Origin of the sequence: Streptomyces platensis (assembly GCF_008704855.1) — a bacterium.
Classification (GTDB): domain Bacteria; phylum Actinomycetota; class Actinomycetes; order Streptomycetales; family Streptomycetaceae; genus Streptomyces; species Streptomyces platensis.
Genome location: NZ_CP023691.1, coordinates 5,654,933 through 5,669,436 on the forward strand (window position 1 = coordinate 5,654,933; position 14,504 = coordinate 5,669,436).

General features: G+C 71.1%; 12 protein-coding genes and 2 pseudogenes. 7 read left to right on the forward strand and 7 right to left on the reverse strand.

Annotation, left to right across the window (positions count from 1 at the left end; genetic code table 11):
* Window positions 1–223 precede the first annotated feature (223 nt).
* Window positions 224–1,678 (reverse strand): APC family permease, encoded by a 1,455-nt coding sequence (locus CP981_RS25175; protein WP_150522369.1) that lies wholly within the window; start codon window positions 1,676–1,678, stop codon window positions 224–226.
* An 84-nt stretch (window positions 1,679–1,762) separates the two neighbouring features.
* Between CP981_RS25175 and CP981_RS25180 the strand changes: the two genes are divergently transcribed.
* A complete protein-coding gene (locus CP981_RS25180) occupies window positions 1,763–2,782 on the forward strand; it encodes a 4-hydroxy-3-methylbut-2-enyl diphosphate reductase (protein WP_085925025.1) in 1,020 nt (339 codons plus the stop codon).
* A gap of 85 nt (window positions 2,783–2,867) precedes the next feature.
* Window positions 2,868–3,608: pseudogene (ppgK, locus tag CP981_RS25185) on the forward strand (polyphosphate--glucose phosphotransferase); the annotation flags it as partial.
* On the opposite strand, the gene CP981_RS39400 reads toward ppgK, so the two are convergent.
* Window positions 3,541–4,476 (reverse strand): DUF6542 domain-containing protein, encoded by a 936-nt coding sequence (locus tag CP981_RS39400; protein ID WP_244329781.1) that lies wholly within the window; start codon window positions 4,474–4,476, stop codon window positions 3,541–3,543. The pseudogene ppgK and the gene CP981_RS39400 sit on opposite strands and share 68 nt — an antisense overlap.
* Window positions 4,477–4,677: 201 nt before the next feature.
* Between CP981_RS39400 and ychF the strand changes: the two genes are divergently transcribed.
* Window positions 4,678–5,766 carry a redox-regulated ATPase YchF gene (ychF, locus tag CP981_RS25190; RefSeq protein WP_085925027.1) on the forward strand — a complete coding sequence of 363 codons (1,089 nt, stop codon included), beginning with the start codon at window positions 4,678–4,680 and terminating at the stop codon, window positions 5,764–5,766.
* A 108-nt stretch (window positions 5,767–5,874) separates the two neighbouring features.
* Here the strand turns inward: ychF and CP981_RS25195 are convergent, their stop codons facing one another.
* Together CP981_RS25195 and CP981_RS25200 are read right to left on the reverse strand one after the other, a co-directional pair.
* Window positions 5,875–6,993 carry a tyrosine-type recombinase/integrase gene (locus CP981_RS25195; RefSeq protein ID WP_085925028.1) on the reverse strand — a complete coding sequence of 373 codons (1,119 nt, stop codon included), beginning with the start codon at window positions 6,991–6,993 and terminating at the stop codon, window positions 5,875–5,877.
* A 24-nt stretch (window positions 6,994–7,017) separates the two neighbouring features.
* Window positions 7,018–7,518, reverse strand: a complete 501-nt coding sequence (locus tag CP981_RS25200) for a helix-turn-helix transcriptional regulator (protein ID WP_085925029.1) — start codon at window positions 7,516–7,518, stop codon at window positions 7,018–7,020.
* A 121-nt stretch (window positions 7,519–7,639) separates the two neighbouring features.
* Between CP981_RS25200 and CP981_RS25205 the strand changes: the two genes are divergently transcribed.
* From CP981_RS25205 to CP981_RS25220, 4 genes and pseudogenes are all read left to right on the forward strand, one after another.
* Window positions 7,640–7,834, forward strand: a complete 195-nt coding sequence (locus CP981_RS25205; protein WP_085925030.1) for a helix-turn-helix domain-containing protein — start codon at window positions 7,640–7,642, stop codon at window positions 7,832–7,834.
* Window positions 7,835–8,282: 448 nt separating this feature from the next.
* Window positions 8,283–9,587, forward strand: a complete 1,305-nt coding sequence (locus tag CP981_RS25210) for a DUF3631 domain-containing protein (RefSeq protein WP_085925114.1) — start codon at window positions 8,283–8,285, stop codon at window positions 9,585–9,587.
* A gap of 314 nt (window positions 9,588–9,901) precedes the next feature.
* Complete coding sequence (locus tag CP981_RS25215) at window positions 9,902–10,477, forward strand: MobC domain-containing protein (protein ID WP_085925031.1); 576 nt, start codon at window positions 9,902–9,904, stop codon at window positions 10,475–10,477.
* Window positions 10,467–12,165: pseudogene (locus tag CP981_RS25220) on the forward strand (relaxase/mobilization nuclease domain-containing protein). Before CP981_RS25215 ends, CP981_RS25220 begins: the two are co-directional and overlap by 11 nt.
* A gap of 62 nt (window positions 12,166–12,227) precedes the next feature.
* Here the strand turns inward: CP981_RS25220 and CP981_RS25225 are convergent.
* From CP981_RS25225 to CP981_RS25235, 3 genes are read right to left on the reverse strand one after another with little or no spacing between them, the layout of a single operon-like run.
* Complete coding sequence (locus CP981_RS25225) at window positions 12,228–12,806, reverse strand: HAD domain-containing protein (protein WP_085925032.1); 579 nt, start codon at window positions 12,804–12,806, stop codon at window positions 12,228–12,230.
* Window positions 12,807–12,840: 34 nt separating this feature from the next.
* Entirely contained in the window at window positions 12,841–13,533 is a 693-nt protein-coding gene (locus tag CP981_RS25230; RefSeq protein ID WP_085925033.1) for a class I SAM-dependent methyltransferase, read from the reverse strand.
* A gap of 1 nt (window position 13,534) precedes the next feature.
* Entirely contained in the window at window positions 13,535–14,446 is a 912-nt protein-coding gene (locus CP981_RS25235; protein ID WP_085925034.1) for a phosphotransferase family protein, read from the reverse strand.
* Window positions 14,447–14,504: the final 58 nt, after the last annotated feature.

Here is a 14,504-nt window from a genome sequence, read left to right on the forward strand (position 1 = left end):
GGGCACTGACAGTGGCGGCGGCCGCGCGGTCGGTGGCCGGGCGGGAGCTGCCGGGGAGCTGCCGGGGAGCGTGGGAGCAGGGCCCGGGGCCGGGCTTGCATGCGGCCCGGCGTCCGGCCGGCGTCCGGCGGGCGTTCGGCGGCGCCCGGCCCGCCGCCTGCCCGCGCCCGGCCGCCTGCCGCAGCTCACCGCCCGCCACTCCCACCTCGGCGCTCGGCCCCCGTCACCCCCGCGCCCCACCCGCCCGCGCCCGCCCCCCGTACTGCACCGCCAGCACCACGAGCCCCGCCACCAGCCAGACCCCGCCCACGAGCTGCGCCGTGGCGGACGCCTCGACGACCACCGCGATCACCACCGCCAGCCCCAGCAACGGCACCACCGCATGCCACAGCACACTCGGCGCCCCGGCTCCGGGCGCCCGGCTCCGCCCCCTCCCGCGATCCCCCCGCCGCCCCCGGATCCAGAACCAGCCGAGCACCGAGGCGTGCAGCAGTCCGAACGCCGTCAACGCGCCCACGTTCACGATCGACGACAGCTGGTCGAGCCCGTCGTCCCGGCGGGCCGCGCCCACCGCCGCCACCAGCGTCACCAGGGCCGCCCCCAGCAGCGCCCGGCGCGGCGCCCCGCTGGCCGCGTCCACCTTCGACATCGCCCCCGGCAGCCGCCGGTCCCGGGCCATCGCGAACAGCAGGCGTCCGGCCGCGGCCTGCCCCGCCAGCGCCGCGAACGCCGCGCCGACCGCCTTGCTCACCGCCACCAGAGCGTGCAGCCACCCGCCCACCGCCGAGTCGACCGTCGTGTAGAACGCCGTGCCCTGCTCGGCAGGCCGGGCCGCGAGATCCGCGGCGCTCATCGGCATCAGCAGCGCCGCCAGATACGTCTGCACCGCGAACAGCACCCCCGCCACCACCAGGCAGGTGAGCAGCGCCCGCGCCACCCGGTCCGCCCCGCCCCCGGCCTCCTCCGCGAACGAGGCGATCGCATCGAAGCCCAGATAGGACAGCACCGCCACCGACACCGCCGACAGCACCGCCCCCGCCGAGAAGCCGCCCTCCCCGGTCAGCGGCGCGGCCCACCCACGCTGCGCCCCGTGCACGATCAGCACCACGACCGCCGACACCACGAACACCGCGAGCACCACGATCTCCATCGCCAGCACCGCGAACCCGACCCGGGCCGCGGTCCGTACACCCGCCAGATTCAGCAGCGTCGTCACCACCACCGCCAGCGCCGTCCACACCCACGGGTGCACGGCCGGCACCAGTGCGTGCAGCGCGATCCCGGAGAACAGATACGCCACCGCCGGAATCAGCAGATAGTCCAGCATCGCCATCCATCCGGCGACGAACCCCGCACCCTCGCCCAGCCCCGCCCGGGCGTACGCGTAGACCGACCCGGCCCGCGGGGCCACCCGCACCATCTGGGCGTACGAGGAGGCGGTGCACGCCATCGCGACGGTCGCGACCAGGTAGACGACCGTCACCGCACCGTGCGACCTGGCCTGGAGCGTGCCGAAAATCCCGACCGGCGCCATCGGGGCGATGAACAGCAGGCCGTAGACGAGCAGATCCCGGAAGGTCAGCGTCCGCCGCAGCCCACCGGGAGCCCCGGCGTCCGCGCCCCCACCGGCGGCGCCGTCCGCCGCGCCGCCCGCTCCGCTGCCGCTCGTGCCCGGCATCCGTGCCTCCTCGCTGCCTGCCGCCCTCAGTCTGGGCCAGCGGCCGATCTTCGGGGCCGGGGGCGCGCCCTTACGATGGGACGCATGACTTCCTCGCCCAGCCCGACTCCCGCCACCACCCCGGGCGAAGCCGCTTCGCGCCGCAGGGTCCTGCTCGCCGCCCCGCGTGGCTACTGCGCGGGCGTGGACCGCGCCGTCATCGCCGTCGAGAAGGCCATCGAGCAGTACGGCGCGCCCGTCTACGTACGCCACGAGATCGTGCACAACAAGTACGTCGTGAAGACCCTTGAGAAGAAGGGCGCCATCTTCGTCGAGGAGACGGAAGAGGTGCCCGAGGGCAACATCGTCATCTTCTCGGCGCACGGCGTCGCCCCGGCCGTCCACGAAGAGGCCAAGCGCGGCAAGCTCGCCACCATCGACGCGACCTGCCCGCTGGTCACCAAGGTCCACAAGGAAGCGGTCCGCTACGCCAACGAGGACTACGACATCCTCCTGATCGGCCACGAGGGCCACGAAGAGGTCATCGGCACCAGCGGGGAGGCGCCCGAGCACATCACCCTCGTCGACGGCCCGAAGGACGTCGAGAACGTCGAGGTCCGCGACCCGGACAAGGTCGTCTGGCTCTCCCAGACCACCCTCTCGGTCGACGAGACCATGGAGACGGTGGACGCCCTCAAGGGCCGCTACCCCAACCTCCTCTCGCCGCCCAGCGACGACATCTGCTACGCCACCCAGAACCGTCAGATCGCGGTGAAGCAGATGGGCGCCGAGGCCGATCTGGTCATCGTCGTCGGCTCCAAGAACTCCTCGAACTCCGTGCGCCTCGTCGAGGTGGCGCTGGGCGCCGGCGCCCGCGACGCCCATCTGGTCGACTACGCCGACGAGATCGACGAGGCCTGGCTGGAGGGGGTCGGCACGGTCGGCGTCACCTCCGGCGCCTCCGTCCCCGACATCCTCGTCCACGGTGTCCTGGACTGGCTCGCCGCGCGCGGCTACGAGGACGTCGAGACCCTCACGGCCGCCGAGGAGTCCATCCACTTCTCGCTGCCCAAGGAGCTCCGCCGCGACCTGCGCGCCGAGGCCAAGGCGGCCACCGAGGACTGACCCCGCCGCTGACCGGTTCGCCATCCGGGCCATGAGTCGCCTCATCCCGGGGGCGAGCCGCCCCGTCGGCGCCTAGCCTTTTCCCATGAAGGTCTTCGGTGTGGACATCGGCGGATCGGGCATCAAGGGTGCCCCGGTGGATCTGGCGCGCGGCGATCTCGCCGAGGAGCGCTACAAGGTACTGACCCCGCACCCGGCCACCCCGGAAGGGGTCGCGGACTGCGTCAAGGAGGTCGTGGACCACTTCGGGTGGACGGGGCCGGTCGGTGCGACCTTCCCCGGAGTGGTCACCGACGGTACGACCCGTACCGCCGCCAATGTCGACCAGGGCTGGATCGGTCTCGATGCCGACGCCCTGCTCACCGGCCGGCTGGGCGGCGAGTCCGCCGCCCGCCCGGTCACCCTGCTCAACGACGCGGACGCGGCCGGCCTGGCCGAGATGCGCTACGGCGCGGGCCGCGACCGGCCCGGCACGGTCATCGTGCTCACCCTCGGCACCGGCATCGGCAGCGCGGTCTTCACCGACGGCCGCCTCGTGCCCAACACCGAGCTCGGCCATCTGGAGCTGCACGGCCATGACGCCGAGAAGCGCGCCTCCACCAAGGCCAAGGAGGACGAGGGGCTGAGCTGGCAGCACTGGGCGCACCGGGTCCAGAAGTACCTCGCCCATGTGGAGATGCTCTTCTCGCCCGAGCTGTTCGTGATCGGCGGCGGGGTGAGCCGTAAGGCGGAGAAGTTCCTGCCGCTGATCGAGGGCATCAGGGCCGAGATCGTGCCGGCTCAGCTTCAGAACAATGCGGGGATTGTGGGGGCCGCGATGGCTGCGCACGCCGCTCGGGCTGGCGAGCCACCTGCCGCGGCCGGTTCCCGGGCCGCGGCCGGGGCCGGTCGGCAGCCCGCGACGGCGGCCGGTTCCGCTGCCCGCGCGGTCCGCTCTGCGGTCGACTCACCGGTCGGCTGGCCCGACGCCGGGCGATGAGCAGCGCCCGCCGGAGGATCGCGAGCAGCGCGCAGACCAGCGTGCCCGCGTAGAGCCAGCCCGCGTTCAGCGCGAGGACGGTGAAGAGGCCCATCAGCAGCCCCTCGAACCCGTCCCCGCCGTGCTGGATCGGCAGCGCACCGAGCGCGAAGGCGATCGGCAGGGTGACCGGCGCACAGATCAGGTCGTACGGCCTGATCCACAGCGCCGCACCGATGCCCACCAGCAGGTAGCAGACGCCGTACGCGGTCGGTGCGCCGCCGAACAGCAGCCGGTCCACGAGGGCGAACGCCAGCAGCGCCAGCGTCGCCAGCAGCCAGCAGCCGAGACCGGTCAGCTTGGCGGCCGGCATCCGGCGCCGCGGGCCGTCCGCCGGGGCGGCGGCCGGGGGCCGGGACCCGGCACGGTAGACGGCGGAGGATTCCGGGCCCGCCGGCGGGGTCGCGGAGTGCCCGGGGGCCGCGGAGGCCGCCGGACGGGCGGGCGCCCGGAGGGCCCCGGCGGGCGCGGGGCCGCGCGGCGGGGCGTGCACGGCGGCCGTCGCGGAGACCGGTACGGACGCGAACCCGGAGGCCCGCATCGCGGAGAGAAAGGCGTCGTCGGGATCGGGGGTCACGGCCTCCGCGGGGCGCGGGAGCCGGGCGTCCTGGCCCGCGGGCGGCCGTCCGGACCGCGGCGGGATGTGCTGGGGCGTGCGCGCTTCGTGTTGCTCCACCCGGCCACGGTAGGCCGCTAAGTGGTATTAACCGGTCGCGGGACACGCGCTTTCGCCGAGCTTGCGGCCGAGTTCGTTACGGGCCGGCGGCCGGGCGCTCCCGGTGGCGGCCGCTCGGCCGCCGCCGCCCCGTAGACTGGTGGATCGGCCCTCCCGGGGCCGTGCCCACCCCACCACCTCGCTCGGAAGTCGAGTCGCCACGTGTCGCTCACGATCGGAATCGTCGGTCTGCCGAATGTCGGCAAGTCGACCATGTTCAATGCCCTGACCAAGAACGACGTGCTGGCGGCCAACTACCCGTTCGCCACCATCGAGCCGAACGTCGGCGTCGTCGGCGTCCCCGACCCGCGCCTGGCCAAGCTCGCCGAGATCTTCGCCTCCCAGAAGATCCTCCCGGCCACCGTCGACTTCGTCGACATCGCGGGCATCGTCCGCGGCGCCTCCGAGGGCGAGGGCCTGGGCAACAAGTTCCTCGCGAACATCCGCGAGTCCGATGCGATCTGCCAGGTCATCCGCGCCTTCAAGGACGAGAACGTCGTCCACGTCGACGGCAAGGTCTCGCCCAAGGACGACATCGAGACCATCAACACCGAGCTGATCCTCGCCGACCTCCAGACCATCGAGAAGGTGCTGCCGCGCCTTCAGAAGGAGTCGCGGATCAAGAAGGACGTGGCCCCGAAGGTCGCGGCGGTCGAGGCGGCCAAGGAGATCCTGGAGAAGGGCGACACCCTCTTCTCCCAGGGCATCGTCCAGGGCTCGGGCAAGGAGGAGCTCCTCCACGACCTCCACCTCCTCACCACCAAGCCCTTCCTCTACGTCTTCAACGTCGACGAGGACGAGCTGACCGACGAGGACTTCAAGAACGAGCAGCGCGCCCTGGTCGCCCCCGCCGAGGCGATCTTCCTGAACGCCAAGCTGGAGGCCGACCTCGCCGAGCTGGACGAGGACGAGGCCCTCGAACTCCTCCAGTCCGTCGGCCAGGAAGAGCCCGGCCTCGCCACCCTCGCCCACGTCGGCTTCAACACCCTCGGCCTCCAGACCTACCTGACGGCCGGCCCCAAGGAAACCCGCGCCTGGACCATCAAGAAGGGCGCCTCGGCCCCCGAGGCGGCGGGCGTTATCCACACCGACTTCCAAAAGGGCTTCATCAAGGCCGAGGTCATCTCCTTCGCCGACCTCGTAGAAACCGGCTCCGTAGCCGAAGCCCGCGCCGCCGGCAAGGCGCGCATGGAGGGCAAGGACTATGTGATGCAGGACGGGGATGTGGTGGAGTTCCGGTTCAACGTCTAAGACGTCCGGCGAATGGCCGTCTGACCTGCGGCGGAGCGGGTTGGGCGGCCTTTGCGGTCCGCACAGAGTCCGCAGCGTGCTGGATAAGTCCGGCACGCGGGGGAGCGGTTACGCCGCTTCGTCGACCTGTGGCTGGGCATGGGCGGACTGGTCCGCGTACGCCTTGTCGACGGCGGCCCGGGTCCGCTCCTCGGAGTCGGGCCACAGGTGGGTGTAGATGTTCAGCGTCATGGCCGCGTTGGTGTGGCCGAGACGCTCGGAGACCGTCTTCACGGACTCGCCGTGCTTGATCAGCAGGCTGGCGTAGTGGTGCCGGAGGGCGTGGGGTCCGGTGCCCTTCGGTATGCCGGCCTTCGCGCAGGCGGGCCGCCAGGACCCGTCCATGAAGTGCGTGTAGACCACAGGCCCGCCTTGCGGCGCCGTGAAGATCCAGCTCTCGGGCCCATCGGCGGGGAAGTCCCGCAGGTGGGCCTTCATCGCATCCACTGCCATGCGGGGGAGCGGAACCGTGCGGTGTGAGCGCGCGGTCTTCGGCGGTCCGACGTACACCCCATGCTTGGCGGCCTGCTGGATCTGCTGCTCGACCGAGACGGTCGCGTGCAGCAGGTCCACGTGCCGGAGTTGGAGGCCGAAGAGCTCGCCGGGGCGGAGCCCGGTGGCCGCGCCGAGCAGCACGAGGCCCTTGTATCGGGCGGGTATCTCCTCGGACAGCGACCGCACCTGCTCGACGGCCAGCGGCACGACCTTCTTCCGTGGTACCGACGGCAGCTTCGCCTCGGCGCACGGGTTGTGAGGGATCATCCGGTCACGGACGGCCGCCCGGAAGACGGCGTTGACCGTGTTGAAGACCGTGCGTGAGGTGCTGGCGGCCAGCCCGTGCGTGGCGGTCAGGCTGGTGACCCAGCTCTGTACGTCGCCGGGCTTGATGGCGCCGAGCGCCCGCTTCTCCCAGGTCGGGTAGACATAGCAGCGCAGGTGCTGGGCCACCGCCTTGGCTGTAGAAGGCCGGTGCGGCTGGATGGCCCGCCATTCCTCCGCGTACTCCTTGAAGGGCTTCTTCGCCGACCGCGGGTCGACGTACTGCCCCGTGACCACGCTGGCCGTGACCTCGTCGAGCCACCGCTGAGCGTCGATCTTGCGATCGAAATGGCGCGCGTGCTCCTTGCCGTCGAGGTCGCGGTAGCGGGCCCGCCATTTGCCGTTGGGGCGCTTCTGGATGTTGGCCAAGTGGCTTCTCCTTCGTGTCGGTTGTCAGTAGTAGCCGCCGTCCTCGATGTCACTGGTGAGGGTGCGAGCGTCCCGCTCGTCGCCCATGAGGCGGAGACACTGCTCGTGGATCGCCCGCGAGCTGTCGGGGCGAGCTTTGATGTGGTCTGCGATGGCGACCACTGCGTGGTGTAGACGGTCGCGCGCGTCTCGGGCCTCGTAGAACGCCTCGACGGCTTCTTGGACGAGCCGTCGACTGTCGATGTCGAGGCCCTCCAGGGGCGGTGACATGAGTTCTTCGAGGGGGAGTTCGAAGACCCGCGTAAAGGCGAGGGCCTCGTCGAGGTTGATGCGCCGGCGAGGCGTGCCGTTCTCGATGCGCCAGACCGCTGTCTGGTTCAGCTTGACGCCAGCCCTGGTCACCCGCTCGGCCAGCTCGGTCGTGCTCCACCCTCTGACCTCGCGCTCTAGGGCCACGCGCGCGGCCACGTTCCCTTCGCTGTAGAGAAGCGGCACCTCGCTGCCGTCGGGCCTGTCGCCTGCCATCGAACCTCCATCGTCACCGTCGCTATCCCAATTGAAACATGAGCTTCCCGATTTGGGTAACCGCCGATCCTGGGGTACAACTCTATGCAGATCGAATCACTGCCTAGCCGAATGGGAATGCATGCGATATCTGACCACCGCCGAGGTCGCCGAGCGCTACCGCACAGCCGAGAGCACTGTCCGCTACTGGCGCCACATCAAGAAGGGGCCGCGCGGCGTCAAGGTCGGCAAGCGGGTGCTGTACCCCGAGGTCGAGCTGCTGCGCTACGAGCGCATGCTGATCGACGGCCAGAACGAGTGGGGTCTGGCTGCGTGAGCCGCCGACAGCCCCGGACACAGCAACGGCCCCCGGCGCGCCAACGCCGAGGGCCGGAGATTCCCCTGCACGTCGCCCATCCCTGAACGAACGAACCGGTGAGGGGCGGGACTTTGCCCGTCTCGCCCCTCACCTGAGAGGAACGTCTATGGAGGACCCTACGTCCCCCGCCACCTCGAAAGCACCCTCCGAGGTTGTCTGGCCCGCCATCGCGGTCCCCGGCCAGGGCATCCCCTGGCGCAAGGGGGACCGAAGCGGGGACCGAACGGAGTCACGGTCCCCTGCTTCGACGGGTGTTCCGGCCGGGGACCGAAACTCCCCCAGCGCGGAACATATGCAGGTCAGTGCCTTGGAGGCCGGTCCCGCAGGAGCGGAAGCCGGGGACCGGGCGGAGACTGTCGGTCCGCGGGTCCCCGAACCCGGTCCCCGAATCCCGGGCGAGCACGCCGTGCTTCGAGCCGGTGGCGAGGGCAACGGTCCCCACGCATCTGCGGGGACCGTTGTCCCCGACGGCGGATCGGGGACCGGGGACCGCGCTGGCACGAGCGATGAGACGACCGACGACGGAGCCGCGCTGCTGGATGACCTACATGCGGCTATTGGTCGGTACGTGGTGCTGCCGAGTGACGAGGCCCTGACGGCGGTCACGCTGTGGGTGGCGGCCTCCCACATCCAGCCGGCCCTCCAGCACGCGCCTCGTCTGGCGGTGATGGGGCCGACCAAGGGGTGCGGCAAGTCCCGTGTTCTGGACGTGCTCCACGAGACCGTGCATCAGCCGATGATGACGGTGAACACGTCGCCCGCGGTGGTCTTCCGTGTCATCGGCAAGAACCCACCGACGCTGCTGGTGGACGAGGCCGACACCATCTTCGGCCCCAAGGCCGGCGACAAGGAGGACCTGCGCGGTCTGCTGAACGCCGGGCACCAGCGCAACCGACCCGCCTGGCGGATCTCTGGGCCAGAGCACAAGCCGACGGCCTTTCCCACCTTCGCCATGGCCGCGCTCGCCGGGATCGGCAACCTACCGGACACGATCACGGACCGGGCGGTCGTCATCCGCATGCAGAAACGCAAGCCGGGCGAGCGGATCACCCCGTTCCGCTCGCGGTACTCGCTGCCCGAACTGCACGCTCTGAGCGACCGGCTGGCCGCCTGGCTGGCCCCGCTGCGGAGCACCGCCGCGGGCTTGGTTCCGAAGATGCCGGTCGAGGATCGCGCCGCCGACACCTGGGAGCCGCTGGTGATCGTTGCCGACCTGGCCGGCGGTCACTGGCCCTCGCGGGCCCGTGCCGCCTGCCTGGCGATGACGCGCAACGAGGTGGTCCAGGACGAGCAGACGACGCTGAAGACGCGGCTGCTGCGCGACGTCCGCCGCGTGTTCGAGCAAGAGGGCAACAAGGAGGCTCTGCGCAGCCAGGACCTGCTCGCCGCCCTCGTCCAGGACGCCGAGGGGCCGTGGGCCGAGTACGGGACCAAGGGTCTGAACGCCTACCACCTGGCCAACCTGCTGCGCGACTTCGGCATCAGCCCGGCCAACCACCGTTTCGAGAACGGCAGGCAGGCCAAGGCGTACGCCCGTAACCAGTTCTTCGACGCCTGGGCTCGCTACTGCCCTGCCCCTGCCCAGCCGGCCCCCACAGCCGACGAGGCCGCGCTCGCACGGCCAACCCACGGCAAGCCGCCTGTCCCTCCGTCCGGGACGCTGCCCATCGGCCCGCCCAGTGGGCCTGCCGGCCCCAGGCCCACTCGCTGACACAGCTCCGTATCAATCCGTCGCATCCGTCCCCGCGCAGGTCAGCGCGGGGACGGAGTTCCTTGCCGATACGGATCACTCCGTACCTGCGAGCGCCTCCGTACCTGTCCTGACCAGCTACGGGACGGATGCAACGGACGTGACGAAGCCCAACCGCACACGACCACCGGAGCGCCACCATGTCCGAAACGAGCACCGACAACGCCCCCACCCGCCGCCGCAAGGGATTCTTCGGCCTGACCCGTCGATCAGCAGCAAGCTGGAGCGAACGAGCCTCTAACGAGGCTTCGTCCGCGCTTGCCCCCGCCCCAGGGGTGGCGGAGGAGAAGGCCGAGCGCCAGGGGGCGCACGAGCCGGAGGAGGGCATAGCCGAGATCGGCTGCCTGCCCGCAGCAGATTCCGTCGCCCCGATCACTCAGCCGCCCGCCGAAGTCCAACCGCCCGTCGAGCAGCCCTCCTGGCGGGATCTCGACGCCCCCGTCCTGCCCGCGCTGATGAACCGCAAGCGCACGGTTGAAAAGCGCGACCAGGAGAAGACCATCCGCTTCACGCGGACCGCGGTCCGCGTGATCAGCGCCGCCGCTCACCAGCGCGGGCAGAAGTTCGCCGGATTCGTCGGGGACGCCGCCCTCGCCGTCGCCCTTGGCAAGGCGGGGCTGGTTGGCAGCCCGGAGGACGATCCACTCCGCCCGCTGATCGAGGCCGTCGAGGCACACACGGTCGCGCTGAACCGCATCGGCGGCAACCTCAACCAGATCACCGCAGCCATCCACCGAGGAACGGTGCCCGAGCGTGCCGAGGCCGTGCTGGACCGCGTCGAGCAATCAGCCGAGAAGAGCTACCGACTGATCGACCAGCTTCTGGCAGAGGGCACCGCTCATGGTGCCTGACGTCTCCACCGGTTCCGACTCCCGCGGACTGATCGTCTACCTCTTCGGCCCCGGCCGACGCGACGAACACACGGACTCTCATATCGTCGCCGCCTGGGACATGGCCGGCGCCCCTGACCCCGGCCGCGACCCGGCGGCCACCTACTCCCAGCTCGCCAAGCGCCTCGACCACCACGTCGACCTACGCACCCGCGAGCTGGGTGGCAAGAAACCACCTCAGCATGTCTGGCACTGTCCGGTCCGTACCGCGCCCGGCGACCGCTACCTCACCGACGCCGAGTGGGCCGAGGTCGCGCGCCGCATCGTTCACACCGTCGGCATCGCCCCCGAAGGCGACGAGAAGGCATGCCGGTGGATCGCGGTGCGCCACGCCGACGACCACATCCACATCATGGCCACCACCGTCCGCGCCGACGGGCGGCGCCCGCGCACCCACCGCGACGGACAGCGAGCCCAAGTCGAATGCCGCAAGATCGAAGCCGAATTCGGCCTGCGCCGTCTGAAGTCCGGTGACCTCACCGCTCCTCGCACCCCCACCAGCGCCGAACGCGCCAAGGCCGAGCGCCAGCCAGGCGGTCACGGCACGGCAGTGGCTGCGCGAGCAGGCGTACGCGGTCGCTGCCGCCGTACACAAGGAAGCCGACTACTTCACCGTGCTCCAGTCCCTCGGCATCAAGGTCAAGACCCGCCTCGGACCCGAGACCGGTGACGTGATCGGCTACAGCCTCGCCGCACCCGGCGACACCAACGCGGTGGGCGAACCCGTCTGGTACGGAGGCTCAAAACTCGCCCCCGACCTCTCCATCAACCGGCTACGGGAACGCCTCCCCAACCAGGAAGTGGCCGACCGCCCGCAGTATGTGGCGGACCCTGCCGAGCCATGGAGGCACACCACCACCGCCATACACACGGCACGCACCGTCCTCGACTCCGGTGACGATGCCGCCGCCCAGGGCTACCTGGCCGCCTTCGGCGATGCCCTGTACAACATCGCCAGCGCCACGACCGGCCCACACTGGGCAGAACTGCGGGCGGCGGCTGCAGCGTTCAACCGCGCCCGCCGCTCCGCCATCCGCGCCGACCACCAAGGCGCCATCGCCTTGCGCAAGGCAGCCAAGGAACTCGCCTACGCCTCCAGCGAGCCGGGCGGGCTCGCCATCGCCCTGCTCTTCGCCACCGTGCATCTGGCCCGCGCCGCCGCCAAGTGGCACGAGCAGCGCGGCCACGAGCAGCAGGCCGCTGCGGCCGAAGAAGCCTTCCGCCACCTTCAGGTGGGCTACCAGCAGGCCGTGGCACCCGTCTTGGCGGACTTGGCCGACCGCGCACCGCGAGCCGCGACCGCCCGCCGCTTCGAGCAGGACGTTCGCGTGGCCCTCCCCGACCACGCCCACCGGATCCTCGCCGACCCCGCTTGGACCGCCCTCACCACAACCCTCGCTCGCGCCGAGACCGCCGGCCACACTCCCCGACGCCTTCTGGCGGAGGTGGGCTCCGAGCGAGAGCTCGACAGCGTCGAGCACCCCGCCGAGGTCCTCAACTGGCGCATCACCGCTCAACCGAACAAGCGGGCGCAAGCCGCTCGCGGACGACGCACCACCAGCGGCGCCTCATCCGCAGCTGCCACATTGCATCCTCCGGCCACGTCACCAATGGCCATGAGGCCCGAAGAACGCGGTCGGCACCGCTGACCCGGCCAGATGCCCTCGCCACGTCGCGGCGGGGGCATCGGCCCTTTGCCCCCGGGTTCGCGTCAGGCTGCTTCGGTTTCGTTCGGAGCAGCGGGTGCAGTAGTCCGCGCAGTGAGCAGCCGCCCTACCCACGTCCGGGCCTCGATCAGGTGCTCTGCTTGGAGCCCGGTACGGGGGTCAGGTTGGATCAGGCGGGTCGCCGCGCCGCGGGCGGTGCGCTCTGCGGCCCAGGAGTGGTCGAGGGCGGTGAAGTCGTCGTCGATCCAGACCGCGGGGGCATCGTCTAGCCAGGCGTCGACATGGTCGCGTTTCCACAGGTAGCCGTTGGGGTGGCTGGTGGTGATCTGCGGATGCGGCAGGTCGACGTGCGGCAGAGGCGGGAGGTCGAGAAGCGGTCCGATCAGGGTGGTGGCGTCCTGCCGCCAGCTCGTGCACCAGACCGGGGTGACGAGCCCCGTACGGATCACGTCCATGAGCATGGGGCCATGGGCGGGGTCGAGCCAGACGGTGACCAGGTTGTCGGCGTTGCGGCCAGTAGGAACGACGTCGTGGCGGGAGTGGGTGGTCGGGATCGAGCCGTCTGCGTCGGGGAAGGGGATGAGGACGCCGTCGATGTCGAGGAGCAGGTAGGGCGGGCGCATCGGTTCCTCCAGGGGAAGCCGGGGCGAATGGCTGTCAGAGCCTGCGAGCGCGGATCAGCAAGGTGGTGGGCCAGTGGCCCATGCGGGGGTCGTGGAACTCCTGGGACGCGGTGAGCCAGAAGCCCGCCCGGCTGAGGTGCTTATCCCAGTAGTCGGTGGCGAACTCCCAGCGGGCGATGGGGAGCCGGGTTCGGTCAGGGAGGGTGACGTGGTCGCGGCGGGGCCTGTCGTCGGCGGCGGGGCTTCGGCCGCCGCGTTGTGGGTGGGGGACGGAGAAGGCGAGCACCCGGCCGGGCTTGAGGCGCTGGGCGATGGCCGGGAGAAGGAGTTCGGGGGCGATTAGCCCGACGGCGCCGAAGACGGAGTAGATCGCGTCGAACTGCTCGTCCGAGGCGTGCAGGTAGTGCAGGGCATGGCCGGCGACGAAGGCGAGGTTGTTCAGCCGTCCGTAGTGGGAGCGGGCGCGGCGGACCTGGAGGCCGACCAAGTCGACGCCGGTGACGTGTGCGCCGTTGCGGATGGTGAGGTGGGCAGCGTTGTGACCGGGGCCGCAGCCGAGTTCGAGGAGTCGCTTGCCGTGCAGGTCGGGGCCGAGGATCTCGGCGCCGGGCCCTTGCCCGGGTCTCGTGGTCCACTCCATCCGGGCGGGTATGGCGAGGGGTTCGGCGAGTCCGGCGGCGGTGCGCTGAAGGGCGTGGGCGTGCCACGGGGATGCCTGGGCGAGCACGTCAGATCTCCAGGAGGTGGAGGACGTCGCTGAGGTGGCGTCGGACGACCTTGATGCAGGTGGGATCGGTGGCCGGGTCGTCGATCCAGCGGATGGCCTGCTCCATGAACCACTCGACGGCCCACGTGCGGTGCCAGCCCAGGGCCCAGTTCTCGGCGGTGAGCCCGCCGCGCGGGGCGAGGGCGTCGGGGGTGCCGCCGGCGGTGACGTACTGCTCCAGGAACACGCGTAGGCGTACAGGGTGCGGGGGCTCGATGGTGCCGTGCCAGCTGGCGAGGTCGAGCAGGCCGGGGCCGCTGAAGGCGCGGGCGAAGTCGAGCAGTCGCCACCCGCGTTTGCCGATGTGGAGGCTGGTGGGGTGGAACTCGGAGTGCACCCAGCCGAACGGCGCCAGCGTCGCTCCGGCCGAGCGGGCTTCGGCTGCTTGGGCGATCCTGCCGAGCGTGTCCTCGACGTCGTCGGCGTCCTGCCACCGGTCGGCCTTGCGCAGCCGTCCGAGGTGCTCCAGTGCCCGGGCCGGCAGATTGCGCAGCCGCTCCTGGCCCAGGACGGGCAAGGGAGGAGCCGTGCGGGTGCCGTGCAGGACCACGGCTGCGGCGACGCCGTCCAGGTCGTCGGCCTCGCGCACGGACGGTCCGAGGTCCTCCATGAGCATGCCGAGCCAGCCGCCCAGGACGGCGGAGGCGTGGACCTGGGGGACGGGAACGTCGAGGGAGTGGGCCAGGCGGAGGGCCTGATCCTCGCTGTCGAACGGCTTCTTGGCGTACTTGAAGATGGCCATGGAGCTGTCGGGGAAGGTCACGCGCTCGACTCCGGACATGGACCACACGCGCACCTCCTCCCGTACAGCGGCGGCCTGACCGGTCACGGTGAGCAGGTTGTCGAGGAGTTCGGCGCTGGGGTTCGGGCTCATTGGGGGCTCCGGTCGGTTGGAGGCGTCCGGGGCGGGTAAGGGGGCCGGCCCGCCCCGG

What these genes read in the sequence shown, in the direction of transcription:
- CP981_RS25235 (WP_085925034.1), bottom strand. Translation starts at nt 14,446, where the DNA reads ATGAGCCCGAACCCCAGCGCCGAACTCCTCGACAACCTGCTCACCGTG.
- CP981_RS25200 (WP_085925029.1), bottom strand. Translation starts at nt 7,518, where the DNA reads ATGGCAGGCGACAGGCCCGACGGCAGCGAGGTGCCGCTTCTCTACAGC.
- CP981_RS25205 (WP_085925030.1), top strand. Translation starts at nt 7,640, where the DNA reads ATGCGATATCTGACCACCGCCGAGGTCGCCGAGCGCTACCGCACAGCC.
- CP981_RS25225 (WP_085925032.1), bottom strand. Translation starts at nt 12,806, where the DNA reads ATGCGCCCGCCCTACCTGCTCCTCGACATCGACGGCGTCCTCATCCCC.
- CP981_RS25180 (WP_085925025.1), top strand. Translation starts at nt 1,763, where the DNA reads ATGACTTCCTCGCCCAGCCCGACTCCCGCCACCACCCCGGGCGAAGCC.
- CP981_RS25175 (WP_150522369.1), bottom strand. Translation starts at nt 1,678, where the DNA reads ATGCCGGGCACGAGCGGCAGCGGAGCGGGCGGCGCGGCGGACGGCGCC.